This is a genomic window from Actinophytocola algeriensis (assembly GCF_014203735.1).
Lineage (GTDB): Bacteria > Actinomycetota > Actinomycetes > Mycobacteriales > Pseudonocardiaceae > Actinophytocola > Actinophytocola algeriensis.
In genome coordinates, this window is sequence record NZ_JACHJQ010000005.1 from 164,015 (window position 1) to 188,555 (window position 24,541).

Sequence of the window (24,541 nt, forward strand, 5' to 3'; positions counted from 1 at the left end):
GTCAGCGCGTGGCCAGGTAGACCCAGGCGCCGGTGCCGGACACGAGCCGGACGTGGGTGCGGCGGTGGTCGTCGACCTCGTACAGGTCGGCGGCGGCCAGCTCCGCGGTCGTGAGCGTGAGGACCGTGCCCTCTGTGGTGTCGGCGGGGTCGCCGGTGGGGCGGACGATGGGGTGGCGGCCGGTGCCACTCGCGGCCACGACCGAGGGGTCGGTGATCGTGACCCAGTCCTGCCGGTGGCCGGGCAGGGCGTCCGGGTCGCCGGTGAGGACGCGGCCGAAGTGCTCGACCTGGACGCCGGGCAGCTGCAGGGTGCCGTAGGAGAACAGGCGCACCGCCGCACCGTCCTGGCCGCCGATCCGGTGCAGCACGGGCCGGGAGACGTCGTCGTTGCCGACCACGATCGTCGCGCCGGACCGAGGGCGCACCTCGGCGAGGTAGCGGCGGCTCGCGGCGTGGTAGCGCTGCTCGAAGGCGCGGGCGGCGTGCTCGACCCCGCCGAACGCGCCGGCGTCCCGCCGGGTGCCGCGTCCCAGCGCGACCTCGAGCGCGGTGTCGACGAACACCACCTCGTCCCACCGCCCGGCCAGGTCGCGCTGGAGGAAGCTGCCGTCGACGACCAGCACCGCGTCCTCGGCCGCGGTCACCGGCGGCTCGTCGACGGCCGTGTCGGACGCGAGGTCGATGACCCGCTCCCGGTAGCGGCGGTCGCCGCCGGGCCCGAGCGGGTCGAGCACGGTGCCCGCGAACGTGGGGAAGTCGTAGGCGTCGGCGTAGTAACCGGCCGCGGAGTCACGACCCTGGCGGTGCCGGTGGGCGCGGGGGTGGTGGAAGCCGTCCATCGAGAGGTGGATCGCGGTCCGCCCCCGTGCGGTGAGCGCCGCCGCGAGCTCGCGTGCGAACGTCGTCTTGCCCGCGGCGGTGACACCGTCCACCGCGACCCGCAGCGGGTGCCCGGCCTGCCGGGCGACGAGGTGGTCGGCGATGCGGCCCAGCACCCGCGCCCGTGGCGCGCCAGGCGGTTCGGTGATCACGGCGGGATCGTAGGTCAGTGCCGCCGCTTGATCGTCTTCATGGTGAGGTGCGAGTCGACGCGGCCGATACCGGGCGTGTCCTCGAGGTGGTCGGTGACGAAGCGCTCGAACGACTCGAGGTCGGCGGTGGCGATGCGCAGGTAGTAGTCGGGCAGACCGAACATGCGGCGGAACTCGACGACCTCGGGGTAGGCGGCGACCTGCTCCTCGAACCGGGCGACGGTGGCACGGTCCTTGGCGGCGAGGTCGACGTTGACGATCACCTCGAACGCCCGGCCGGTCCGCACCGGGTCGACGGCGGCGTGGTAGCCGGTGATCACGCCGTCCTGTTCGAGCCTGCGGACCCGCCGCAGGCAGGGAGCCGGGGTGAGGCCGACCCGGTCCGCGAGTTCGGTGTTGGTGAGCCGGGCATCCGCCATCAGCTGCTCGACTATTGCTCGATCGACGTTGTCCACGCACGAATGGTGCGCCACAGCGCCCGAGCGGGCAATGATTGGCAATCGAATTGCGCGATGTTCCGGCTAATGTTGCCGCTGTGACTGTGATCTCCGAGCTGTACCACTACCCGGTGAAGAGCTGTGCGGGCGTGCGCGTGGCGGCGGGGTTCCTCGGCCCGGCCGGGCTCGAGCACGACCGGCGGTTCCTGGTGACCGACCTCGCCGGCACCTTCCGGTCCCAGCGCCGCGATCCGCTGCTGGCCACCATCCAGCCCGCCGTCCACGGTGACCGGCTCACCCTCGCCGCCCCGCGGGTGGGCACGATCGAGGTGCCCGTCGACGTGTCGGTGCCGCGGCGGCCGGTCACGTTGCACGGCACCCCCTTCACCGGCGCGGACCAGGGTGCGGAGGTCGCGGCGTGGCTGAGCGAGGTCCTCGGCGCGCCGAGCAGGCTGGTGTGCGTGCCGCCGGAGCACCAGCGGGTCACCGACGGCCGCACGCCCGGCACCTCCTCGTACGCCGACAGCTGCCCCGTGCACGTGCTGTCGGCGGCCGCGGTGCGCGAGCTGAACGACCGGATCGCCGCCCGCGGCGGCAAGCCGGTGCCGATGAGCCGGTTCCGCCCGAACATCGTGGTCGACGACTGCCCGGCACACGAGGAGGACCACGCGCTGCGGATCACCGCGGGCGGTGCCGAACTCGGCTACGCGAAGGCCGCGATCCGCTGCGTCATCACGATGACGGACCAGCGCACCGGCGCCCGGTCGGGCCCGGAACCCCTGCGCACGCTGGCGTCCTACCGCCGCGCCGACGGCGGCGTCGCGTTCGGCGCGAAGTACGCCGTGCTCCGTCCTGGCCCGATCGCCACCGGTGCCGTGCTCGCGGTCGAACGGTCCGCAGTGGACCTGTCCGGTGTGGACGCGGTGCCGGTCTCCTGAGCTGGTGGGGTGTCCACCTACGTCGGCCGGGCCACCCGCCACCGCACACAAGCTCCGCGTCGTTTGTTCTCGCCGGGCGGGTTTGCCTCCGGCGGCTCCTCGCCGGAGGGGCAGGTCTCTGGGATGGCAGGCAGCCTCGGGTGTGGTGTGGGGCTTGCGCCCCCCGACGCCCTGCGCACCCTCACGACGTCCGGTGTGCCGTGAAAGGCGGGCGCTTTCACGGCATTTCAGCCCCATCCCGGTACGGCGCTCACCGCCGGCTTGGCCGGACCCGCGCCGCAGGACCCGGCAAACGTTGGTGGACACACAGCACTAGCGCACCTGGTCGGTGGGCCGCAGCAGGATCTCGTTCACCGAAGCGTGGTCGGGCTGGCCGACCGCGTACAGCACGGCGGCGGCGACGTCCTCGGCGCCCAGTGTGCGCATCGCACCCGCCATGTTCCTGGCCATGGCGCGTGCGCACCCGCAAGCAACTGCTGGACGCCGCCGCCGCGATGCTCGCGGACCGGGCCGGCATCGGCAAGGGCACCGTGTTCCGGCACTTCGCGACCAAGGAGGACCTGATCGCCGCGATCGTCGGGGACCTGCTCGACGACCTGGTTGCGGCGGCGCGAGCCAGGCAGGACGTGGTGTTGCTGATGACCGGCGTGCACCAGGCCGCCGCGCCGCTGCGGGACACCGAGCCCGACCTGTGGCGGCGCTACTTGGGCGTTCTCTTCGACGGCCTGCTCGACGCGACCTCGGCGCGGCCCGGCCGGACCTGACTCCGTAAGGTTCCCGCGTGCTCACTCTTCGGCGGGTCCCGGAGTTGTGGCGCCGGTTCGACGGCGCGCGTCTGTACCTCCCGCTCGGGCTCCTGCTCTTCGCTGGTTCGCTGGTGCCCGCGCTCCACAGCCACGGCACGCGGTTCGGCGGCATGCCCGACCGCCCGTTCGACACACTCGCCGTGGTGGCGGTCGCCCTCCAATGCCTGCCGCTCGCGGCGAGCAAGCGCTGGCCTGCCGCCTGTCTCGCGCTGGTGTCGATCGGCTTCGCCGTCGACCAGCTCCGCGGCTACCACTCGTTCGCGGGGACCGCGCTGGCCCTGTGCGTGCTGAACGCGGGGTTCCGGCTGGAACGTCACCGCCGCGCCACCATGCTGGCCTTCTCCGTCGCGTACATCCCGTTGGTGGCCGCGTTCCACCTGCTCGGCGCAGGGGAGCCGCCAGGCGAGTTCGTGACGTTCTACCTCGCGCTGGCCCTCGTGTGGAGCTTCGGCGCGTGGCTGCGGTCGGCCCGCGCCGCGGAGGCCGAACGCCGCCGGCGCGTCGCCGAGGACACCCGCGCCGCCGAACGCACCCGTCTCGCCCGCGAGCTGCACGACGTCGTGACCCACCACGTGACGGCGATGGTCCTGCAGGCCGAGGCGGCCAGGTACCTGACCGCGAGACCGGACCGCCTCGACGAGACCCTCACCGTCGTCACCGACACGGGCCGCCGGGCCATCGCGGACCTGCGGGAACTGCTCGACGTGCTCAACCCCGACTACGGCACCACGGCCGGCGGCACGATCGACACCGTGACCGGCACGCCGTCCGCGGCGCGGCTTCGCACGCTCGTGGAACAGACGCGCAAGGCCGGGCAGCCGGTGGAGTTCACCGAGCAGGGCACACCCGCCGAGTCGGCGGGCAGCCCCGTGGCCTACCGCGTCGTGCAGGAGGCACTGACCAACGCGCTCAAGTACGCCCACGGCAGCCGCACCGCGGTACAGGTGCACCACGGCGAAGGGGAGATCACCGTGGAGGTCAGCACCGACGGCACCGGGGCGCGGTCCGGCTCGCAGGGCGGGAGCGGGCGGGGTCTCGCCGGTCTGCGCGAACGGGTCGACGTCCTCGGCGGCGACTTCAGCGCGGGCAGCCGAACCGGCGGCGGGTTCTACGTGCGGGCACGGATTCCCGCGGGGAGCCCGTCGTGACCGCGCCGATCCGCGTCCTGATCGCCGACGACCAGGTGCTGGTCCGCACCGGGCTGGTGACGATCGTCGACGCCCAACCCGACATGGCGGTGGCCGGCGAGTGCGGGGACGGGCGGGCGGCGGTCGACCTCGCGGACCGGCTGCGGCCCGACGTCGTGGTGATGGACGTCCGCATGCCGGTCCTCGACGGCATCGAGGCCACCAGCCTGCTGGCCGGTGCCGGGGTGCCGCAGCCGGTGAAGGTGCTCGTGGTGACCACGTTCAACCTGGACGAGTACGTCTACCGGGCGCTGCGAGCCGGAGCGAGCGGGTTCCTGCTGAAGGACGCGCCACCCGACCGGCTGCTGCACGGGATCCGCACCGTGGCGGCCGGCGCGGCACTGCTGGACCCCGAGGTGACCCGCGCACTCGTGGGTGCCTACGCCACCCGGATCCGGCCCTCGGACGACGACCGGCCCGACGTCCCCCTGACGCCCCGCGAGCTGGAGGTGCTCCGCCTCATCGCCGACGGGCTGTCCAACAGCGAGATCGCCGGGACCCTCGTGCTCAGCCAGGAGACCGTCAAGACCTACGTGTCCCGCATCCTCGCCAAGCTCGGGCTCCGCGACCGGGTCCAGGCGGTCGTCCACGCCTACCGCCACGGCCTGGTCACCTGACGGCCCGGTTACCCGACGGCCGCCGCCTCCTCACCCGGCGGCCGCCGCCCCATCACCCGGCGGCCGTCGCCTCCACGGCGACGCGCTGGATCGCCCGCACGACGAGCTCGGGCTCGTCGACGTAGATGTAGTGCTCGCTGTTCGCCGCGATGCTCAGGTTGCCGCGGCTGGACACCGTGAGCCACTTGCGCTGGCCCTCGGCCCACGCCCGCTCCAGATCCGGCCCGTACTCGGGAACGGCTTCCAGGTAGGGCTTTCCGTGCTGGATCACCTCGACCGGGAGGTCGCCGGCGGACCGGACCTCCCCGTCGGGGACCGCCAGCTGCTCGGGGTTCTGTCCCTGCACGGCGGCCAGCGTCTCGTCCCGCAGCTGGACCGCCATGCCGGTGGCGGACTCGGGGATGCTCGCGGTGAGGTCGGCGCTCTGCGTCGGTGAGGTGGCGTCCATGAGGACCAGCCCCTTGACCGTGTCCTGGTGGTCGGGGGCGTACCTGGCGGCGATGAGCCCGCCGAGCGAATGTCCGGCCAGGACGACAGGAGCGCCACCGGCGACCTGGTCGATCACCGCGGTCAGCACGGTCCCCGCGTCGTCGAGGGTCTGCGGTCCGCCGGGCTGGTCGCTGGCGCCCGCACCGAGCCGGTCGTAGGAACAGACCCGGTTCTCCGCACCGAGGGTCTCCTGGATGTCGGCGAACTTCTTCAGCTCGTCACCGGCCCCCGCCAGCAGCACGACGACCGGTTCACCGTCCTCCGGCTGCCCGGAACAGGACACGGTCACCGAACGGCCGTCGACCGTGATCTTCTTGGCGCCGGTGAACGCCGGTTCCTTCGCCTCGGTGGTCGTCGTGGCGCCGCCGCCCGGCTCCGCCGCCGGGGCCTCGTCGCACCCCGAAAGCCCGATACCCGCCGCCGAGCAGCACAGCGCGAGCAGAGCGGCTGCCCTGACATTGCGGTTCATGAAAATGCCCTCCCGATAAGAGAATCCGCGCGGTGCCCTCGACGCCGCGGCTGTCCCGGGACGCTACGGAGCCGGTGCGCCGGAATCGTCACCTCACGGTGGACACCTTCGGGTAGCTCTTCCGGGGGACATGTATCAGGGACCGTGTCCGGTCCTCTGGGGAGCATGAGAATCACGAGACGCGTGCCGTGGTGGGCCGCGCTGATGGGTCTGCTCGTCGTGGTGGCCGGCTGCGATCCGCTCGACGCCGGTGTGCCGGGAGCACCACCGGGTGTCGGCGGTGGCGGTGTCGACAGTGGCGGTGGCGGCAGTGGTGGCGGTGGGTGTGGCTCGCCCGGTGAGAACGTCCGGCAGCGGCTGCCCGCCGTCGACGACTCCATCGCGACGTTTCCCAACCCCTGCCTGCCTTACAGCGACCTCGTCGGCACCGTGACCGGCTACATCCCCGAGACCGACCGGGCCACGTACGCCGCCACGAGGTTCGCGTTCAAGGTCGGGCTGGTGGCCAACCAGTTCGCGACCGCGGCGAGCCTGGCCGAGTGCCTGTACCGGGCCGACCAGCTCGCGATCCAGGTCTACCAGGAGCGGGACCGGCCGCTGTCGGTCGGTGTCGTGGTGGTCGTGGGGATCAGCCCGGAGGCCGTGGCGGACATCGCGTCCTGCTACCTGTTCGACGAGCCGCCCGCGCAGGACCCCGGCTTCGCCGAGGAGTTCGACCCGTGCCTCGACGTCGAGGCCGACGGCGGGTTCGTCGTGTTCAAGGTCGGTTCGACCGAGACCATGTGCGGCGCCATCGGCGCCTAGCGCGACAGGGGTCTCCTCGGTCACGATCGGAGGGTTTCCGCATCCGCGGACCACCCGGACGCTCTGCACCAACGAGTACGGATGGTGGTGGCGATGAAGGTCGGTTCGGATCCGGCCGAATCCACGACGAAGAACTCGGCCACGCGGTGGCCGAGAAGACCTGTGGAGTCCGACATGACGATCACCGCCGTCACAGTGCACCCGGCCATCGGGATCGCGCGGGTCGGGAACAGTCCGGACGAGTTCTTCATCGGGCCGGAACGGTTGTGGGCGCCGCCGGATCCGGTCGGCGGGTTCAAGGACGCGCGGTCCCGGGTGAAACGGCAGGCGGCGCGGTTCCGGCTCTACGCCCACCACGACGACGGCACCGTCACCGAGCTCACCGCCGCCGACGCGGACATCGCGTGGACGGTCCACGTGGCCAACAGGAAGGCGATCATCCGCAATCCCGGTGCCGAGGGCATGCTGATCGACCCCGGCGCGCGCACGCTCGCCGGGCCAGGGCAGCGGGCGACGTTCGACGGCGGGAAGATCCGCTTCCCCGGGCACTCCGAAGTGGACGTACCGCTGGGGGAGGCCCGCACCGACGAGGACGGGCACCTCGTCGTGCTGGGCGGCTTCGGCACGTCCGCCTCGCCCGGCAACGCCCCCATCACCAACTTCCTCGACAACGAGGGCTGGTTCGACGACGTGTCCGACGGTCCCGTCACCGCCCACCTGACCGTCCGGGCGAGCGGCGAGGAGTTCGACGCGACCGGCGCCTGGGTGATCGTGGCGCCACCGAAGTTCGCGCCGCAGATCGACAGCGTGATCACCCTCTACGACCTGCTGTTCCAGCTGGGCGCGTCGCAGGCCTGGCTCTCCGGCCCCGCGACGCCGTCCTACACCCACGACATCCACCCGATCCTCGAACGCGCGCGCACCACCAGCGCGGTGACGAACACCGGGTCCGCACATGCCTGGCCGGAACCCGTCTACGCGCCGGAAGCGCGCAGGCGGATCTTCGGCCGGCTCAGGGATCCCGCGGGCCGTGGTCGTGGCACCATGCCCCTGCTCGTGGCAGGAGAACTGACCGGGATCCAGTACGCGGTGATGAAGGCGTGGCGGGACGACGACTTCGTCCGGGACTGGGCGGGGCCGCCGGTGCCGAGCGCGCGACTGACGCCAGGGGAGCTGGACCGGGCCGCGCTCGCCGCGTGCGTCGGCGACACGCTCTTCCCCGGCGTCGAGGCGGGCGGCATCCTGGGTGCCCCGATCGCGGATCCGCTGAACTACGTCGGCGCCGCGGACCCCATGCGACTGGACCACACCCGCCTCGTACCGGGTGCGGTCACCGAGTTCATGCCGCTCCCGTGGCAGGCGGACTACGTGCACTGCGGCCACGAGTGGTGGCCGGTGCCGCGCCCGAACAAGGTCGTCCAGCCGGGCACGAACGCACGACTGGACTGGGACCGGGACGCGCGCGACTTCGTCGCGATGACCACCGCGTGGCACACGCTCGGTTTCGTGGTCCGGCGGGGGAACACCTACGTCGAGGTGCGAGGGTGACGTTCGACGTCGCGATCGTCGGCGGCGGCCCGGCCGGGGTGGCCGCGGCGGTCGCGCTCCGCCGCGTCGGCCTCGGGACCGTGCTCGTCGAAGCCTCCCGCCACGAGACACCCCGGGTCGGCGAGACGCTGTCGCCCGGGGTGCGGCCCGCGCTCGCCCGGCTCGGCCTCCCCGTCGCGGGTGCCGTGCCGGAGGCGGCGACCGAGAGCGCCTGGGGCACCCCCGACCTGACGACCCGGCCGGCCGTGCTCAACCCGTACGGCGGCGGCGCGCACGTGGACCGGGCCGCCTTCGACGCCGCGCTCGCCGACCGCGCCGAGACGCACGGGGCCACCGTGCTGCGCGGCTGCCGGGTGCGCCGGTGCGAGCCGACGGGCGCCCGGTCGTGGCGGCTCACCACCGAGCACGGCCAGGTCACCGCCGCCGCGGTCATCTGCGCGACGGGCCGGGGCGCCGGGCTGGTCCGCGCGGTGGGCGCCCGGCGGCAGGCCGCGGACCGGCTGGTGGGGGTGGCGGTCGAGTACGCGGACCCGGCGGGTGACCAGGTGACGCTCGTCGAAGCCGCGCGGGACGGCTGGTGGTACTCGGTGTCGCTGCCGCCCGCGCACCGCGTGGTCGTGTTCATGACCGACTCCGACCTCTGCCGCGCCGGGCGGTACCCGGACCCCGCCCGGTGGGCCGACGCGATCGGCGGGACCCGGCACCTCGGTGAGCGGGTGCGGGGGCTGCGGCCACGCACCCGCCCCCGTGTCGTGTCCGCGGTCAGCCACCGGCTCGTCCGCCCGCACACGGTGCGCCCGTGGCTCGCGACCGGTGACGCCGCGATGAGCGTCGACCCCCTCACCGGCCGGGGAGTGCTGACCGCGCTGCTGGCGGGTGAGGCGGCGGGCACCGCGATGGCCCACTGGCTGCTGGGTGACCGGCGGCCGGCAGCCGACTACGAGCGCGGGCTGGACGCCCGGTACGCCGAGTACCTGGCGGAGCGGGCCGAGGTCTACGGCCGGGAGACGAGGTGGCCGCACGCGCCGTTCTGGCGGCGCCGTGCGGCCTCGTCTCTCGCAGCCTCCCTCACAGCGTCGTCCACACCGTGATGACCGGCTGGTCGTCCTCCCGCCGCAAGCGCAGCCGGACGAACCCGGCGGGACAGGGCCGCACCACGAACCAGCCGTCGTCGTCCACCGGAACCGTCCGCGTGCCGTCCTCGCGGTGCTGGATGTCGATCTCCCCGGCCCGGGGCGGGATCACCTGACCGCGCAGCGCGTCCGGGGTCAGCTCCACCTCGATCGTGGTGGGGCCGACGGAGAACGACAGCGTGCGCACGGCCGTGGCCCCGGCCCGGGTACTGGCGAGGGCCGCGTTCACGTCGGCGACCGCCGAGTCGTGGACCAGTTCGGCCAGTTCGGCGTCGACGTCGTGCCACGTGAACGCGGCCTTGCCGATCTCAAGGAACCTGGCGGGTACGGCGTACTGATCCCGCAGGGCGTCATGCAGGTCGGCGAGCAGTTGCTGGTCGTCGTGCCAGTCGCGGATCATGTCCTCACCTCCTGCTGCGTCCGGGCTGCCTGTCGTCCAGCAGCGGGGCGATGAGGGCGGTGCGGCGCAACGTCTCGAGGCACCGCATGCGGTTCGGTCCGATGCCGCCCACGGCCATGCCCAGCATGCCGGAGATCTCCGAGTAGGGCATGGGCGGCTCGGTGAACAGCAGCGACAGCAGGCGCCGGCACTTCTCCGACAGCTGCGTGAACGCCTGGCGCAACGCGATGAACCGCTCCTCGCGCACGAGCCAGTCGTCGGCGGTGGGTGCGTCGTCGACGACGTCGTCGCCGTCCATCGGCACGTTGCGGTTGCGGGTGCGCAGCAACTGCAGGCACTCGTTGCGGGTGGTGGTCGCGAGCCAGCCGGGCAGCGCGGCCGGCTCGCGGATCGTGCCGAGCCGCTCGACGAGCCGCAGCCACACGGTGGCGGCGACGTCATCGGTGTCGGCCGCGGACAGCCGGTGCCGCGCGCACACCGCCCGGAGCAGCGGTGCGTGCAGTTCCACGATCCGGTCCCACGCCGCCTGGTCGCCGGCCCTGGCGCGCGCCACCAGGGCCGGGACCGTGCCGTCGTCAGCGTTGGTCACGGCGTCGGCTGCCGGACGGGGTCCTGGCCGTTGTCGGCCAGCAGGACCGCGAACGCCTCACGTGCCGTCATCCCGGGCGTGCGGCTCATCCGCGCGGCGACCGCACCGGTGACCGTGCCCGCCGCGAACGACGTGCCGCTCCACTTCGCGAGACCGTTGCCGAACGTGATCACGTCCTGGGACGACAGCGTCACCGGAAAGGCGGGGAACGTGCTCGTGACGAACACCCCGGCCGCCGAGCAGTCCACCCAGGGGCCGGTCATGCTGAAGATCGCGTTGGTCGCGCCGACCGCGACGACGTCGGTCATGGCGGCGGGCCAGACCTGCTTCGGTTCGTCCTGGTCACCCTTGCGGTTGCCCGCGGCGGCGATGACGAGCACCCGGGGGTCGAGCCGGTCGATGGCGCGCCGGAGCGCCATCGGGGGCGCTTCGTGGTCACCGGTGACCCCGAACGACAGGTTGAGGATGTCGAGGTGCTGGTCCTGGAGGTCCGCGATCTCGCGCGCGACCTGCCACACGGAGGAGCGGTCGCGGTCGGCGTCGAGGCCCGCGCGGACCACGATCCCGGCCGCGGGCGCCTCGTGGCGGATCAGCCCGACCAGGAACGCGCTGTGCATGGCGAGCACCGGCAGCGGCTCCGCGCCCGAGGGGGTGAGCTGCGTGCCGGACACCAGGTTCGCCGGGAACGTCGGGTGCGGCACGAGGGCCGTGTCCACGACGCCGACCTTCACGTGCTCGCCGTCGGTGGCCGCGGCGGGCGACTGGATCACCGCGCCCACCGGGACCGGGTCGGCGATCGCCTTGTGCTGTGGCAGCCCGATCACGCTGTCGGAGTTCCGCTCCATCACGGGCGTGAATCCGAATTCCCGTTCGAACCGGACGCGCAGGTCGTACATCAGCACGTCGAGATCGTTTGGCGGAGTGGCGAGCGCGGTGAACTCGTTGATGTACCGGCGGCGCACCCGGGCCGCGTACGAGTCGAGCGCGGAGAATTTCCCGAGCAGCATCAGCCCGAGTTTGTGGTTGTCCTCTCTGGTGCCAGGGCGTAGTTCCGGTTCGTTGTCCAACAGCTTCATGATCTCTATCTGGTGCCGCAGGTCCACGATCAACTCGTCCATGGCGGTGCCCCTTTCCTCCCAGGAATTCTGTCCGTTCCTTCCGATGCGCGGGTCGCTGGTTTGATACCCGACACCTAAATCGAATTTCGCCGGGCGGATGTGTCAGGCATTCTGGTCCGGTGCTCACGCGTTCGGTGGCGGACGAAGCTCGGGAGGCCATGCGCCTCGCCGATTTCGCTGCCGGGCGCGCGGCGCCGGTCGCCGAGCGGGCGACCAGGCGGGCCGCGCGGGCGGGGGACCCGGCGGCCGGGTCGATCGCAGAGCGGGCGTGGGGCCGGTCGCTGCTGCAGACCGGGGACGTGCACGCCGCGATCCGGCACCTGCGGCGGGCCATCACGCTCGCCGACGAGGCGGCGTCCCCGTCGCTCGCCGGCGAGGCCCGCATCCCGCTGGCCGCGGCACTCGTGCAGCGGGGGCGGCCGCACCCGGCGCTGGTGGAGATCGACATCGCGGTCGCGGACCTCACCGCGGCGGGCCACGCCAGGGCCAGGGCGCAGCGGGCGGACATCCTCCACCAGATCGGCAGGCTCGACGAGGCGATCGCCGAGTACCAGGCGGCGATCCCGCTGCTGCGGCGCGTCGGCGACCTCCTCAACACCCAGCGCACGCTGGTGAACCGGGGCATCCTGCACACCGAGCGGCACGCGTTCGCCGCCGCGGCGGCCGACCTGTGCGAGGCCGACCGGCTGGCCCGGGACCTGGGCCGCCACCTCGCGGTCGGGATCATCGCGGAGAACCTCGGGTTCCTCGAGACGCTGCGCGGCGACGTACCTGCCGCGCTCGGGCACCTCACCAGGGCCGAGGCGACGATCGGTGCGCACGGCGGTCAGCTCGGCCCGGTCTTCCTCGACCGCAGCGAGCTGCTGCTGTCGGTCGGCATCGGCCGGGAGGCGGCCGAGTACGCCGAGCGCGCGGTGGCGGCCTTCGAACGGGAGCGGCGGGGGATCCTGCTGCCGGGTGCGCGGCTGGTGCTGGCACAGGCCGCGTACCTCGACGGCGACTGGGCCCGGTCGCTGCACCAGGCGGGCCGGGCGCGCCGCGAGCTGGCGAGGCAGCGGCGGACCGAGTGGTCCGCGCTCGCCGCGCTGACCGTGTTGCGTGCGCGGCTCGCCATGGGTGAGCGGGTGGCGGTGCGGGAGGTCGAACCGGTGGTGGCGACACTGTCCACATCGGGCTGGCCCGCCGCCGTGCTTGAGGCCCGGCTGATGGCGGCGCGGGTGTCGGACCGGCCTGCGGAGTACCTGGCCGCCGCGAGCGAGACGCGGCTGCGCGGGCCCGCGGTGCTGCGGGCGCGTGGCTGGTACGCCGAGGCGCTGCGCCGCCAGGCGTGCGGTGACACCCGGGGTACCGGCGCCGCGGTCCGCGCGGGCCTGCGGATCCTGGACGAGCACGCCACCGCGCTGGGGGCGACCGACCTGCGGGTGCACTCGGCGGTGCACCGGACGGAGCTGATCGAGCTGGGGCTGCGCACGGCGTTGCGCGATGGCCGGGCGCGGCGGGTGCTGGAGTGGGCGGAACGTGGCCGCGCGAGCCGGTTCGCGCACCGCTCGGTGCTGCCGCCCGCCGATCCCGAGCTGGCTGACCTCCTCGCCCAGCTGCGGTCCACGGCGCGGGAGCTGGACCGGGGTCGCGACGACGACCGCCGGGCCGGGCCGCTGGTGGCACGGCAGATGGCATTGGAGCGGCGGATCCGGGACCGCAGCCGCCTTGGCGGCAACGGCGGGGCGGCTGCGTCCATGGCGGGGCCGGTCGGCAGGCCGGTGCCGGCGGACCGGCTCGCGGCGGCGCTCGGCGACCTCGCGCTCGTCGAGTACGTGCGGCTCGGCGGCGCGCTGCACGCGCTGACCGTCACCGGTGGCCGGGTGCGGCTGCACGCGCTGGGGTCGCTGGCCCCGGTCGCGGATCTGGTCGACCGGGTGCATTTCGCGCTGCGCAGGCTGGCCAGGACGGGGCCCGCGCGGACCCAGGACGCGGCGACCGTGCTGATGACCGGGGCGGCGCGCAGGCTGGACGAGGCGCTGCTCGCCGGGCTGCCGGAGGTGCGGGACCGCGACCTCGTCATCGTGCCGACCGGGCGGCTGCACGGCGTTCCGTGGTCGGTCCTGCCGTCGTGTGCCGGCCGTCCCCTGGTCGTGGCGCCGTCGGCGACGCTGTGGCACGCGGCGTCCTCGCGCCCTGCCGTCCCCCTGGGACCGGCGGTGGTCGCGGCCGGTCCTGGGCTCGCCGGTGCGCGCGAGGAAGCGGCCGCGATCGCCGAGATCCACGGGTGTGCGCCGCTGCTCGACGACGCCGCGACCGCCGACGCGGTGCTCGCCGCGCTCCCCGCCGCGGACCTGGCGCACCTCGCCGCGCACGGGCGCCTCGTGCCCGACAACCCGCTGTTCTCCAGCCTGCGCTTCGCCGACGGCCCGGTGGTCGTGCACGACCTGGAGCGCCTGCGCACCGTGCCCCGCACCGTGGTGCTCGCCGCCTGCGACGGCGGGCGGTCCGTCGTGCACACCGGCGACGAGCTGCTCGGCCTCGCCGCGACGTTCCTGGCGTGCGGCAGCGCCCAGCTCGTCGCGTCGGTCCTGCCCATCCCGGACGTCGAGACCGCCCCGCTCATGGTCGCGCTCCACCGCCGCCTCGTCGCCGGTGAGCCGTGCGCCACGGCGCTCGCCGACGCGCAGCAGGCCATGCGCGATGCCGGGCCTGCCGCCCTCGCCGCCGCGGCCGGGTTCGTCTGCCTCGGCGCGGGCTACTCGCACGTGTGACTTCGTATTTTCCGCGCGACTGCCTCCTCTGAGGGACACCAGCAGGCGCACGGAAGGGGGGAGCCGCGATGACGCAGCTCGCGGTGGACGAACACCTGCCGGTGACCGGGTTCTCCGGCACCGCCGAGGTCGAGGTCCGCCAACTGAACGACACGGAATGGGTGACGCTGTCCAGGCTGGACTACAGCACCGGCGGCATGAGGTTCACGGTGCCGCGGGGGCAGCACACGGATTTCGCCTCCGTGCCGAGGGTGTTCGTGTGGTTCCTCCCGCGCTACGGGCGCTACACGAAGGCCGCGATCCTGCACGACTACCTGTGCCGGGTCCCGGTCGCGAACGGCACCCTGCCGCGCGGTGCGGCCGACCGGATCTTCCTGCAGTCGATGCGGGAGCTGGAGGTGGCGTTCCTGCGCCGGTGGATCATGTGGGCGGCGGTCCGGCTGGGCGCGCTGGCGAACGCACGCGGGCGCCAGGGCTGGCTGCGGGCCTGCTGGCAGGTGTTCCCGATCCTGTTCGTCGCGCTGCCCGTGGTCGCGCCGCCCGCGGTCGTGATCGTGGCCGCGCTCCTGGTCTTCTACCTCGTCGAGACGATCGCGCGGGCGGCCCTGGCGGTGGGCAACCTCGTGCGCAGGACGCGGGGCAGGGCACAGAAACCGGTCAGCACTCCGAAGTTCTCACTCAGGCTCTGACCGCGAGGCGCGGACACACCGAAGCCGGACGGCCTCGGCTACCGAGTCCGTCCGGCGGTCGGCTCCCTAGGCTGAAAGGTGCTGTTCGTCGTCTGCGGTGATCGTAGGATTCCTGGTGGGTCGGGGTTTTCTCGTTCGATGACTCGAAATCGCCTCATGTTCATGAGTGGAGCTCGCCCATGTTTCGATCCGGTTTACGCCGTGGTCTCGTCGTCCTCGCCACCGTGGTGGTCGGTCTGCTCGCCGTGACCGTGCCCGCGCACGCTGGTCCCGCTGTGCTCAGTTCCATGAAACCGTTGGCAGTCAAGGAAGTCTCCACCGCCGAACTGCGGGCTTTGATCGCGCGTGGTGGCGGGCAGTCGCTGACGCTCGGCACCCAGGCGGTCATGGACGTCACCTGTTACCTGCTCGTCGGCACTCCGTACGGAGGTGGTGCGCCGGACGCGGACGTCCTCGTCGACGGTGCGGTGTACTGCGACGACTACGTCGATGTCGCCACGTTGCAGGTGCAGTTGTACCGCGGTGACTCGCTCGTCGCCTCCGACTCCGCTACTTTCCCCTACACCTACGGGGTCTACGGGACCGTCGGTATCGCCGACTGCGTCGCCGGGAGCTATTTCGGTGCCGCCACCGCGGTTGTCGCCAGGTACGACCTCTATCCGCCGGTCATCGGGGCCACCAAGCGGAGCGTCGACGTGTCCATCGGTTGTGGTTCGCCGCCCGTCGGGATTCCCACCCCGCCCAACTGCTCGGAGAACCCGCAGTTGTGCGCCCGTATCGGGGACTGACCGTCCACGTGGCAGAGTGGGCGGGTGCCGTTGGTATCGATCATCACGCCCACGCAGGCGCACAACGCCGACTTCATCGGTGAGCTGTGGCTCTCGCTGGAAGGTCAGGCGCTGCCGCCGGGCTGGGAGTTCGAGTGGCTGGTCCAGGAGGACGGGGTGGCCCCCGCCGTGCTGGACCGGCTGCCCGACGATCCCCGGGTCCGCTACGAGGCGCTCGGCGTGCAGATCGGCGGCGCGGCCACCCGCAACACGGCGGTGGCCCGCGCCGCAGGTGACCTGGTCGCGGGCATGGACCACGACGACTTCTACGAGCCGGGTGGGTTGGCCGCACTGGTGTCGCCGTTCGCCTCTCCCGAGGTGGCGTGGTCGTGTGCGCGGATGCGGTGGATGAATCCGGACGGGGCGACCTGGGTCAAGCCGGATGTCTTCCCGGCCGGTCTCGTCCCGACCGGTGTCATCGCCGAGACGTTCGTCCGCACCGACGACTTTCCGTTTCCGGCGTCCATCGTCACCTACCGGCGGCAGCACTTGCTCGCGCACGGCGGATGGCCTGCGGTGGCCCGGTCCACTGACGCGGTTCTGCTGGCGGCGTTCTCCTCTCGCTGGGCCGGGGTGTGGGTGGCTCAGGTCGCCGCCACGTACCGGCGTTGGCCGCGGCAGCACACCGTGCAGTCGGCTGACATCGCTATCCGCGATGTCCCGCACGTCCGGGGCGCGATCGCGCAGCGCCTGGCCGCCGAACGTGCACTCGCCGCGTCCGGCGACGGGTGATCGCCTCCTACTGCAGCCCTGCCCGGACCGAGGTGATGCGCTGGGTGTTGAAGCCCAGCCAGTGCATGCGGCCTACGTAACGCGCGTGTTCCACCTTGATGCAGCGGTCCATGATCACGCTCACGCCACCGTCCGCCGCGACCTGTCCGCCCGTCTCGTTGATCACGCCGAACTGGCACCAGAGCGCGCCCGCGCCGATCCGCACCGCCTGCTCGGCGATCTCGGGTAGTGCGTCCGGTGCGCGGAAGACGTTGACGATGTCCACTGTGTCCGGCACCTCGTCCAGGCTCGGATAGCTTGTCTCGCCCAGGATTTCCGTCGCGCGCGGGTTCACCGGGATCACGTGGTAGCCGTGGCGTTTGAGGTAGTAGCCGACGAAGTAGCTCGCCCGCAGCTCGTTGTTCGACAGGCCGACGATCGCGATCGTCTTCGCGGTGTTCAGTACTCGCTGGATCTCCAGGGGATCCTGGTAGCGCTCCGGCACGGTCATGCGGTCGCCACCTCCTCTCGCACGGTGGCGGCCACGTGCGCGAAACCCTGTTCCAGGTCCCAGATCAGGTCGTCCACCGACTCGGTGCCCACCGACAGGCGCACGGTGCCGGGACCCACCCCGGCCGCCGCCAGTTCCTCATCCGACAGCTGGCGGTGCGTGGTGCTCGCCGGGTGGATGATCAGGCTCTTCGCGTCGCCCACGTTGGCCAGGTGGGACCACAGGGTCACGCCGCGGATCAGTGCCTGCCCGCCGTCGCGGCCGCCCGCCACGTCGAAGGAGAAGACGGCGCCCGCGCCGCCCGGCAGGTACTTCTCCGTCAGCGGGCGGTACTTGCTGTCCGCCAGCCCCGGGTACGTCACCCGCGACGCCAGGTCGTGGCCGGCCAGGAACTCCGCGACCCTCCTCGCGTTCGCCACGTGGCGTTCCATGCGCAGCGACAGCGTTTCCAGTCCCTGCAGGAAAAGGAACGCGTTGAACGGGGACAGCGCACCGCCCAGGTCGCGCAGGGTCTCCGCCCTGAGCTTCATCAGGTAGCCGTAGGTGCCGAACGTCTCGTGGAACTGCAGGCCGTGGTAGGCGGGGGACGGGGCCGCGACCACCGGGAACCGCCCGTTGGACCAGTTGAAGGTCCCGGCTTCCGCGACCACACCGCCGATGCTCGTGCCGTGGCCGCCGATGAACTTGGTCGCCGAGTGGACCACGATGTCGGCGCCCCACTCGATCGGGCGGCACAGGTAGGGCGTGGCGAACGTGTTGTCGACCACCAGCGGCACCTCGTGCTCGTGGGCGACCGTCGCCACCCCTTCGATGTCGAGCACGTTGCCCGCGGGGTTGCCGATGGTCTCCGCGAAGAACGCCTTCGTCTCCGGTCGCACCGCGGCCCGCCACGCGTCGAGGTCGTCCGGGTCCACCCAGGTCAGCGCCACGTTCATCTTGCGCAGCAGGTGTTTGAGCTGGTTCACCGTGCCGCCGTAGAGCGCTTGGGAGGAGACCACGTGGTCGCCCGGTTGCAGCAGCGTGAACAGCGCGGCCGCCTGCGCGGCGATGCCGCTGGCGAACGCCACCGCACCGGCCGCGCCCTCCAGGTTCGCGACGCGCTCCTCGAACACCGCGACGGTCGGGTTCATGATGCGGGAGTAGGTGTTCCCGTACTCCTGCAGGTTGAAGTAGGCGGCCGCGGACTCGGGGTCCTCGAACACGTAGCTGGTGGTCTGGAAGATCGGCACCGCGCGTGCGCCCGTGTTCGGGTCCGGCCGCTGCCCGGCGTGCAGTTGCCGGGTCTCGAACCCGAACGCGTGCTCCTGCTCGACACGGGGGGAGTCGTCGGTCACCAATACCTCTTTCCAGTCGCCGGTCAGGCTGGTGTTCCTGACAGGAAGCGGCGGACGATCGGTGTCTGCCGTGCTTCCTCCAGCAGGAAGCAGTCGTGGCCGTACGGGGCGTCGATGAGGTGCAGCTCGACGTCCTTGCCGAGGGTGCTCAGCGCTTCGTGGATCTCCTCGGACGCCACCGGCGGGTAGAGCCAGTCGGAGCTGAACGTGATCAGGAGCGTGCGTGCCAGCACGCCTTCCAGCGCCTTGGCGAGGGAGCCGTCGCCGTACTGCCGCGCCAGGTCGAAGTACGTCAGCGCGCGCGACATCGTCAGGTACGTGTTGGCGTCGAACCGCCTGACGAACGAGTCGGCCTGGTGGCGCAGGTAGCTCTCCACCTCGAACTCGGGTTCGGTGATGGTGTACCGGATGTCGTCGGCGAACTGCAGCCTGCGGCCGAACTTGTCGTGCAGCGCCGGTGCGGACAGGTAGGTGACGTGGCCGACCATCCGAGCCACGCCCATGCCCGCGGCGGGGATGCGGCCCGTGCCGTAGTAGCGGCCGCCCTGCCAGTCCGGGTCGCGCATGATCGACTCGCGCGCGATCGCGTTCCACGCCATCCCCTGCGGGTGCAGGGCGTGGGTGCTGGCGATCACCACGATGTCGTCGACCTGGTCGGGGTACCGGACCGCCCACTCGAGGGCCTGCATGCCGCCGAGCGAGCCGCCTGCCACCGCCGCGAGCCGTTCGATGCCCAGCTCGTCGAGGAACGCGCGCTGGGTTTCGACCATGTCCGCGACCGTGAGCACCGGGAAGTCCGGGCCGTACGGCTCGCCGGTCGCCGGGTCGGTCGACGAGGGTCCCGTCGTGCCGCGGCAGCCGCCGAGCAGGTTGGTCGACACCACGAAGAAGTGGTCGGTGTCGAACGCCTTGCCGGGGCCGATCATCCCGTCCCACCAGCCGAGCGCCTTGCCCGCCGAGCCGTCGCGGTCGTCGGCCCCGAACCCGTCGCGGGTGCTCGCCGCCGTGCCCGTGGCCGAGAACCCGGCCGCGTGGGCGTCGCCGCTGAGCGCGTGGCACACCAGGATGACGTTGTCGCGCCGGGGAGAAAGGGTGCCGTAGGTCTCGTACGCGACGCGGACCGGGTGCAGTTCCCGTCCACTCTCGAGCCGCACCGGCCGCGGCAGATCCAGGTGTCGCGTCTCCACGGTGCCGACCGAACCGGCCGCGAGCGTCGACGCGGTAGCCATGCGCGCATCATAGCCAGCACAGCCGTTCCCGCGACCGGTGCTCGACCGCGTCTCGGACTATGAGACGCAGGTCAGGCCCGGTGTACGGTCCGTCACATGACGACGATCGACAGCATCGACAACGGGGTCAACGTCCAGGCCCTTCTCGACGCCAGGGAAGCGCTCAAGGCCTCGCCGGAGGCCGCCCAGTTCACGTGGCGGTCGACCACGCGGTGGGAGAACGGCGTGCACACCACCTCGACCGTGAAGGACTTCGCCGGTCTCGGTGCCGAGCAGACCCACAAGGCCGAGGCGACGTTCACCGCCGACCACCCGGAGGTCTTCGCGGCCGAGGACCACGGCATCACGCCGATCGAGTACCTGCTCGTCGGTCTCGGCAGCTGCCTGACCGCCGGTGTCGCGTCCGTCGCGCAGAACCGCGGCATCCAGCTGCGCTCGGTCGAGGCGACCATCGAGGGCGCGCACGACATCCGCGGCATCCTCGGCGCCGACAGCGACGTCCGCAACGGCTACAACGGCATCAAGGTCACGTTCGCCATCGACGCGGACGCGTCCAAAGAGGACATCGAGGCGCTGGTCGCCCAGTCGCAGAAGCGTTCCGCGGTGTTCGACGCGCTGACGAACCCGACCGACGTCACCGTCGAAGTCTCCTGAGCCCCTTGGAGAACACCACCACGGTCGTCATCGGTGCCGGCCACGCGGGCCTGGCCGCCAGCCACTTCCTCACCGCGCGCGGGCTCGACCACGTCGTGCTCGAGCGCGGTGAGGTGGCGAACTCCTGGCGCACCGAACGCTGGGACTCGCTGCGGCTGCTCACCCCCAACTGGCAGAGCCGGTTGCCGGGCCACCACTACGGCGGCCAGGATCCCGACGGCTACATGACGATGGGCGAGGTGGTCGAGTTCATCGACCGCTTCGCCGCACGCACGCGTGCGCCCGTGCGCACCGGCACGACCGTCACATCGTTGCGGCGCACCGATGACGGCTACCACGTGACCACCGACCGCGGCGAGCTCGCCTGCCGCACGGTGGTCATCGCCAGCGGTGCGTGCAACCTGCCCGCCGTGCCGAAACTCGCCGGGGCGGTGCCCGGCACGGTCGAGCAGCTCACGCCGTTCGACTACCGCGGCCCCGAGGCCCTGCCCGACGGCGGCGTGCTCGTCGTCGGCGCGTCCGCGACCGGTGTGCAACTGGCGGCCGAGCTCCACCGGTCCGGCAGGCCGGTCACGCTGTCCACCGGGGAGCACGTGCGGATGCCCCGCACCTACCGCGCCCGGGACGTGCTGTGGTGGATGGACGCGGCGGGTGTCTGGGACCAGCGCTACGACGAGCTGCCCGACCTCACCCGCGCCCGGCGGCTCGGCTCACCGCAGCTGGCGGGCACCCCGGACCGGACGTCGCTCGACATCAACGCGCTCACCGACATGGGCGTGGAGCTGGTCGGCCGCGCCGCGACCGTGCGGGACGGCGAGGTGCTGTTCTCCGGCGGCCTGCGCAACGTGGTCGCGCTCGCCGACCTCAAGATGGACCGGTTGCTGAACACCTTCGACGAGTGGGCGGTCGTGTCCGGCATCGACGGCGACGTCAAGCCGCCGGAACGGTTCGAGGCCACGCGCGTGCCAGAGCGCACCCGGCTGCGGCTGGACCTGCGGGGCGGCGAGATCCGGACCATCGTGTGGGCCACGGGTTTCCGCCCCGACTACACGTGGCTCGACGTGCCCGTGGTCGACGGGAAGGGCCACCTGAACCACGACGGCGGTGTCCTCGACAGCCCCGGGCTGTACGCACTGGGCCTGCCCGTGCTGCGACGGCGCAGGTCCACGTTCATCCACGGCATCGAGGACGACGCGCGGGACGTGGTCGACCACCTCTCGGGGTACCTGGCCGCAGGCCGGTGACCCGGGGACCAGGTCGGCGGTGACGGCGGCGCCGTCGACCAGGTCCTGAGGTGTCCCACCACCGAGACCGGAGCGGACGGGCTCAGTCGTCCAGTGTGGCCAGCTCGATCATCATCGCCAGACGTTTGTTGTCGTCGTGGAGGTCGAGGGGGGTCAGCTCCGCCATCTTGCGCAGGCGGTAGCGGATCGTGTTCTCGTGGACGTCGAGCAGGCGGCCCGCCGCCGCGGGGTCGCCTTGTGCGGTGAGCCAGGCCCGCAGCGTGGCGACGTACTTGGTCGCGTTGTCGTGGTCGTGCCTGCGCAGTTCCGCGACGGGGCCGCGGGTCGGTGTGCGGCCCACTCGTGCCGCGGCCCGCAGGCGCTGGAGCAGGATGTCGTCCCACGACTCCTCGTAGGCGGGCACGTCGGTGTCCGGGTCGCGGGTTTCGTGCAGTGCCAGGCATTCGTCGGCCTCGCGGCGTGCCACGGGCAGCTCCTCGGCGGCGCTCACCCCGCTGACGCCCGCGGACAGAGTGAGCGTGGCGGGCAGCGCGGCACGCAGCGACGTCACCCAGGTGCGTGCCGCGGCCACGTCGTCGCCGGGCAGCACCGTGTACAGGGTGTTGGCGGTCAGCGCGCTGCGCCCGGGCCGTGACCACCCGAAGCCCGTCGTCGCGCGGTCGAAGGCCAGCAGCAGCGCCGCGTGGCGCTCGTCCTGTCCGACGTGCGCGCGCAGTGCGACCACGCGCACCGGGCCCTGCGGCAGGCCCAGCCTGCTCATCACCGTCGCCGCGTCCGCGGTGCCCTCCAGCAGCTGGAGGACCAGGTCGGTCTCCACCTGGCGCTCGAGGTCCGCGCTCGCCCTGGAGCGCAGCAGGTGCAGGGCCACCGTGCGCGCGCCGTCCACGAGGGCGCGGCGGCGCGGCCCGTCCAACGGGGCCGGGCAGGCCACCCACACCGACCCGAGCAGGTCGCGGCCGGTGCGCACCGCCGCGACCATGCGCCCGGTGAGCCCGTGCCCGGGTTCCGGCTCGACGAACAGCGGTTCGTCGGAGGAGCCGAGGTGGGTGAGCACCCCGCGGTCGGTGAACACCGCGCGGAGGGGTTCCGGCGCCTGCCTGCCCAGGATCGTCTCCGCCCTGGCCCGGTCCGCGTGCTGCTGCAGGCTGGAGTAGGCGAGCACCCGGGAGAGCCGGTCCTCGATCGTGACCGCGCCACCGACCGCCGCGGCGAGGCTGTCGGCCAGCGCGAACAGGTCGGTCGGGCCGCGGCCGGACTCGGTCTCCCTGCCCTCGAGGACCAGGCCGTAGACGACCGCCGCCAGCTCGCTCCACGACACCGACGGTTCGACGGTCATCACGGCGACGGGCTGTTCGTCCTCGGCCGCGCCCTCCTCTGACGCGCCCTCCTCGGCCGCACTGTCGCGGACCAGCACCACCGACGCACGTGCGGCCGCCGCCCACCGCACGGCCTCGCCGACCGACGCCGCGCCGATCGCGAGCAGCACGTCACCGACGACCGGGCGGCCGTTCGCCTGCTCGTGGAGGACCACGCTGCGCAGCTCGGTCGACCGCGGCACCGGGCAGCGCGACAGCCGGAGGCCGTAACCACCGAGCACGTTCACGAGCCGGTCCAACCTGACCATGAGAGCCACACTAGCTGTCGAGGCCCGACAGCTCCGGCGGCCGCGTTTGTCGGCGCAGGACAACAGCCTCGGCCTGGGGCTCGGCCATCCTGGCCGGGAGAGCTGAGTGTGGAGGTGGGGCATGGCCGCCATCGGACGTGGCGACGGACCGCGGTCCGCCGTCGTGGTGGGTGCGGGGATCGTCGGGTTGTCGACCGCGTGGTTCCTGCAGGAGCGCGGGGTGTCGGTGACGGTGGTCGACCGCACCGGGGTCGCCGCGGGTGCGTCCTGGGGCAACGCGGGCTGGGTGGCGCCGGGGCTGGCGATCCCGCTGAACGAGCCCTCGGTGCTCCGGTACGGCCTGCGGTCGCTGGCCAGCCCGGCCGCGCCGCTGCACGTGCCGCTGTCCGCCGACCCCGGCCTGTGGGCGTTCATGGCGCGGTTCGCCGTCAACTGCCGGTGGTCGTCCTGGTCGCGGGCGGTGCAGGCGAACCTGCCGCTGAACGACGAGGCCATCGAGGCCTACGACGTGCTCACCGCGAACGGGGTCGCGGCCGCCACGGTCGACGCGCCGATCACCGCCGCCTTCGAGACGTCGAAGCAGGCGAAGGGGCTGCTGCGTGAGCTGGCGCGGATGAACGCCGAGGGGCAGCACGTCGAGCACGCCGTGCTGACCGGCGGCGAACTGCGTGAGCTGGTGCCGCTCGCCGGTCCCGCGCTCACCACGGGCGTGCGCGTCGACGGGCAGCGCTACGTCGACCCGGGTGCGTTCGTCCAGGCGCTCGGCCGTGCCGTCGTCGCCCGCGGCGCCACCGTGCACACCTTCGACGTCGCCGACATCCGCACCGATGCGGGTGGTGTCACGGTGTGCCGCGCAGCGGGCAAGGCCCTGTCCGCCGACGTCGCGGTGCTCGCGACCGGGGCGTGGCTGTCGCCGCTCGCGAAGCGGTGGGGTGCCAGGGTGCCCGTGCGGGCCGGCCGCGGCTACTCCTTCACCGTCCCGGTGGACCGCCCGGTGCCCGGCGCGGTCTACCTGCCGGACGTCCGGGTCGCCTGCACGCCCTACCAGGGCGGACTGCGGGTCGCGGGCACCATGGAGTTCCGCCCGCCCGACGCGCGGGGCGCACCGGCCAGGATCGCCGCGATCATCGCGTCGGTCCGGCCGCTGTTCGACGGGGTGCGCTGGGACGAACGCCGGGACGTGTGGGTCGGGCCGCGCCCGGTCACCCCGGACGGGCGGCCGCTGGTCGGTGCGCTGCGCGCGCCCGGCATCTACGTCGCGGGCGGACACGGCATGTGGGGCCTCGCCCACGGACCAGTGACCGGCCGCCTGCTCGCCGAGCAGATCACCACCGGCAAGCAACCCGCCGCCCTGCGCGCGCTCGACCCGCTGCGCTGAGCGCCCCACCCGCGTCACA

At 72.7% G+C, this 24,541-nt stretch carries 25 protein-coding genes; 14 read left to right on the forward strand and 11 right to left on the reverse strand.

Annotation, left to right across the window (positions count from 1 at the left end; translation table 11 throughout):
- Position 1: 1 nt before the first annotated feature.
- Both FHR82_RS23320 and FHR82_RS23325 read right to left on the reverse strand, forming a co-directional pair.
- Positions 2-1,033, reverse strand: a complete 1,032-nt coding sequence (locus tag FHR82_RS23320; protein ID WP_184812646.1) for a hypothetical protein — start codon at positions 1,031-1,033, stop codon at positions 2-4.
- 14 nt (positions 1,034-1,047) lie between these two features.
- Positions 1,048-1,488: an Lrp/AsnC family transcriptional regulator gene (locus FHR82_RS23325; protein ID WP_184812647.1), complete on the reverse strand. Its 441-nt coding sequence runs from the start codon at positions 1,486-1,488 to the stop codon at positions 1,048-1,050.
- A gap of 80 nt (positions 1,489-1,568) precedes the next feature.
- On the opposite strand from FHR82_RS23325, the gene FHR82_RS23330 reads away from it, so the two are divergent.
- Positions 1,569-2,408, forward strand: coding sequence for an MOSC domain-containing protein (locus FHR82_RS23330; protein WP_184812648.1), 840 nt, complete (start codon positions 1,569-1,571; stop codon positions 2,406-2,408).
- A 312-nt stretch (positions 2,409-2,720) separates the two neighbouring features.
- On the opposite strand, the gene FHR82_RS23335 is transcribed toward FHR82_RS23330, so the two are convergent.
- Entirely contained in the window at positions 2,721-2,858 is a 138-nt protein-coding gene (locus FHR82_RS23335; protein ID WP_184812649.1) for a hypothetical protein, read from the reverse strand.
- A gap of 5 nt (positions 2,859-2,863) precedes the next feature.
- Between FHR82_RS23335 and FHR82_RS23340 the strand changes: the two genes are divergently transcribed.
- The 3 genes from FHR82_RS23340 to FHR82_RS23350 are packed head-to-tail and all read left to right on the forward strand — an operon-like array spanning position 2,864 to position 5,018.
- Complete coding sequence (locus FHR82_RS23340) at positions 2,864-3,172, forward strand: TetR family transcriptional regulator (protein WP_311771235.1); 309 nt, start codon at positions 2,864-2,866, stop codon at positions 3,170-3,172.
- 17 nt (positions 3,173-3,189) lie between these two features.
- Complete coding sequence (locus FHR82_RS23345) at positions 3,190-4,362, forward strand: sensor histidine kinase (protein ID WP_184812650.1); 1,173 nt, start codon at positions 3,190-3,192, stop codon at positions 4,360-4,362.
- Entirely contained in the window at positions 4,359-5,018 is a 660-nt protein-coding gene (locus tag FHR82_RS23350) for a response regulator (protein WP_184812651.1), read from the forward strand. Before FHR82_RS23345 ends, FHR82_RS23350 begins: the two co-directional genes overlap by 4 nt.
- Positions 5,019-5,070: 52 nt before the next feature.
- Here the strand turns inward: FHR82_RS23350 and FHR82_RS23355 are convergent, their stop codons facing one another.
- Positions 5,071-5,976 (reverse strand): alpha/beta fold hydrolase, encoded by a 906-nt coding sequence (locus tag FHR82_RS23355; protein ID WP_184812652.1) that lies wholly within the window; start codon positions 5,974-5,976, stop codon positions 5,071-5,073.
- Between the two features lie 165 nt (positions 5,977-6,141).
- On the opposite strand from FHR82_RS23355, the gene FHR82_RS23360 reads away from it, so the two are divergent.
- From FHR82_RS23360 to FHR82_RS23370, 3 genes are all read left to right on the forward strand, one after another.
- Entirely contained in the window at positions 6,142-6,780 is a 639-nt protein-coding gene (locus FHR82_RS23360; protein ID WP_184812653.1) for a hypothetical protein, read from the forward strand.
- Positions 6,781-6,954: 174 nt separating this feature from the next.
- Entirely contained in the window at positions 6,955-8,328 is a 1,374-nt protein-coding gene (locus FHR82_RS23365) for a LodA/GoxA family CTQ-dependent oxidase (RefSeq protein WP_184812654.1), read from the forward strand.
- Positions 8,325-9,419: an FAD-dependent oxidoreductase gene (locus tag FHR82_RS23370; RefSeq protein WP_184812655.1), complete on the forward strand. Its 1,095-nt coding sequence runs from the start codon at positions 8,325-8,327 to the stop codon at positions 9,417-9,419. The genes FHR82_RS23365 and FHR82_RS23370 overlap by 4 nt, the downstream gene beginning before the upstream one ends.
- Here the strand turns inward: FHR82_RS23370 and FHR82_RS23375 are convergent.
- The 3 genes from FHR82_RS23375 to FHR82_RS23385 are packed head-to-tail and all read right to left on the reverse strand — an operon-like array spanning position 9,397 to position 11,568.
- Positions 9,397-9,861, reverse strand: coding sequence for a hypothetical protein (locus tag FHR82_RS23375; protein WP_184812656.1), 465 nt, complete (start codon positions 9,859-9,861; stop codon positions 9,397-9,399). The two genes, FHR82_RS23370 and FHR82_RS23375, sit on opposite strands and share 23 nt — an antisense overlap.
- A gap of 4 nt (positions 9,862-9,865) precedes the next feature.
- A complete protein-coding gene (locus FHR82_RS23380; protein WP_184812657.1) occupies positions 9,866-10,450 on the reverse strand; it encodes an RNA polymerase sigma factor in 585 nt (194 codons plus the stop codon).
- Positions 10,447-11,568, reverse strand: a complete 1,122-nt coding sequence (locus FHR82_RS23385; protein WP_184812658.1) for a S8 family peptidase — start codon at positions 11,566-11,568, stop codon at positions 10,447-10,449. The genes FHR82_RS23380 and FHR82_RS23385 overlap by 4 nt, the downstream gene beginning before the upstream one ends.
- 119 nt (positions 11,569-11,687) lie before the next feature.
- Here FHR82_RS23385 and FHR82_RS47560 point away from each other — a divergent pair, with 119 nt between their 5' ends.
- The 4 genes from FHR82_RS47560 to FHR82_RS23405 all read left to right on the forward strand — a co-directional run bounded on the left by FHR82_RS47560 (position 11,688) and on the right by FHR82_RS23405 (position 16,569).
- The gene (locus FHR82_RS47560; protein ID WP_184812659.1) at positions 11,688-14,321 is read left to right on the forward strand and encodes a CHAT domain-containing protein; all 2,634 of its coding nucleotides are present in this window, start codon (positions 11,688-11,690) and stop codon (positions 14,319-14,321) included.
- A 68-nt stretch (positions 14,322-14,389) separates the two neighbouring features.
- A complete protein-coding gene (locus tag FHR82_RS23395) occupies positions 14,390-15,010 on the forward strand; it encodes a DUF1353 domain-containing protein (RefSeq protein ID WP_184812660.1) in 621 nt (206 codons plus the stop codon).
- Positions 15,011-15,297: 287 nt separating this feature from the next.
- Positions 15,298-15,798: a hypothetical protein gene (locus FHR82_RS23400; RefSeq protein ID WP_221464206.1), complete on the forward strand. Its 501-nt coding sequence runs from the start codon at positions 15,298-15,300 to the stop codon at positions 15,796-15,798.
- Positions 15,799-15,822: 24 nt separating this feature from the next.
- Positions 15,823-16,569: a glycosyltransferase family 2 protein gene (locus FHR82_RS23405; RefSeq protein WP_184812662.1), complete on the forward strand. Its 747-nt coding sequence runs from the start codon at positions 15,823-15,825 to the stop codon at positions 16,567-16,569.
- 7 nt (positions 16,570-16,576) lie between these two features.
- Here the strand turns inward: FHR82_RS23405 and FHR82_RS23410 are convergent, their stop codons facing one another.
- From FHR82_RS23410 to metX, 3 genes are read right to left on the reverse strand one after another with little or no spacing between them, the layout of a single operon-like run.
- The gene (locus FHR82_RS23410; protein WP_184812663.1) at positions 16,577-17,059 is read right to left on the reverse strand and encodes a CoA-binding protein; all 483 of its coding nucleotides are present in this window, start codon (positions 17,057-17,059) and stop codon (positions 16,577-16,579) included.
- On the reverse strand, positions 17,056-18,393 hold the full coding sequence (locus FHR82_RS23415; RefSeq protein ID WP_184812664.1) for an O-acetylhomoserine aminocarboxypropyltransferase/cysteine synthase family protein: 1,338 nt from the start codon (positions 18,391-18,393) through the stop codon (positions 17,056-17,058). Before FHR82_RS23415 ends, FHR82_RS23410 begins: the two co-directional genes overlap by 4 nt.
- 23 nt (positions 18,394-18,416) lie before the next feature.
- The gene (gene metX / locus FHR82_RS23420; protein ID WP_184812665.1) at positions 18,417-19,622 is read right to left on the reverse strand and encodes a homoserine O-acetyltransferase MetX; all 1,206 of its coding nucleotides are present in this window, start codon (positions 19,620-19,622) and stop codon (positions 18,417-18,419) included.
- Between the two features lie 96 nt (positions 19,623-19,718).
- Here metX and FHR82_RS23425 point away from each other — a divergent pair, with 96 nt between their 5' ends.
- Together FHR82_RS23425 and FHR82_RS23430 are read left to right on the forward strand one after the other, a co-directional pair.
- Positions 19,719-20,276 carry an OsmC family protein gene (locus FHR82_RS23425; protein WP_184812666.1) on the forward strand — a complete coding sequence of 186 codons (558 nt, stop codon included), beginning with the start codon at positions 19,719-19,721 and terminating at the stop codon, positions 20,274-20,276.
- 5 nt (positions 20,277-20,281) lie between these two features.
- Complete coding sequence (locus FHR82_RS23430) at positions 20,282-21,520, forward strand: NAD(P)-binding domain-containing protein (protein WP_184812667.1); 1,239 nt, start codon at positions 20,282-20,284, stop codon at positions 21,518-21,520.
- 82 nt (positions 21,521-21,602) lie between these two features.
- Here the strand turns inward: FHR82_RS23430 and FHR82_RS23435 are convergent, their stop codons facing one another.
- Complete coding sequence (locus FHR82_RS23435) at positions 21,603-23,144, reverse strand: PucR family transcriptional regulator (RefSeq protein WP_184812668.1); 1,542 nt, start codon at positions 23,142-23,144, stop codon at positions 21,603-21,605.
- Between the two features lie 121 nt (positions 23,145-23,265).
- On the opposite strand from FHR82_RS23435, the gene FHR82_RS23440 reads away from it, so the two are divergent.
- Complete coding sequence (locus FHR82_RS23440; protein WP_184812669.1) at positions 23,266-24,522, forward strand: NAD(P)/FAD-dependent oxidoreductase; 1,257 nt, start codon at positions 23,266-23,268, stop codon at positions 24,520-24,522.
- Positions 24,523-24,541: the final 19 nt, after the last annotated feature.